This window comes from Limimaricola sp. G21655-S1, assembly GCF_027213785.1.
GTDB lineage: Bacteria > Pseudomonadota > Alphaproteobacteria > Rhodobacterales > Rhodobacteraceae > Limimaricola.
The window spans coordinates 1-250 of record NZ_JAPWGO010000402.1; the positions used below are offsets into that span (position 1 = coordinate 1).

Annotated in this window: 1 protein-coding gene; it reads right to left on the reverse strand. The window is 71.6% G+C overall.

The features are described from left to right. The coding region (locus O4G76_RS21235) for a ComEC/Rec2 family competence protein (RefSeq protein ID WP_269399073.1) at positions 1-200 on the reverse strand (200 nt) is incomplete at its 3' end. Positions 201-250: the final 50 nt, after the last annotated feature.

A 250-nucleotide genomic window follows, 5' to 3' on the forward strand; every position in this document is an offset into this window, starting at 1 on the left:
GCCCCCGCCCACCATGGCAGCATGGCCGGCACACGCGGCCAACGCCGCCGCAGCAAGCTGGCAGCCCCGGCCACCAGCGAAGCCACCAGCGTAATGTGCAAGCCCGACACACTGACGATATGCGTCCGGCCGGTAGCCGATAGCACGTCCCACTGCGCACGCTCTATGCCCTGCTGCGCCCCCACCGCCAGCGCGGCCAACAGGGCGCCATCGCGCGGCTCGCCTTGCCCTGCCAGGCGCACGGCAATAC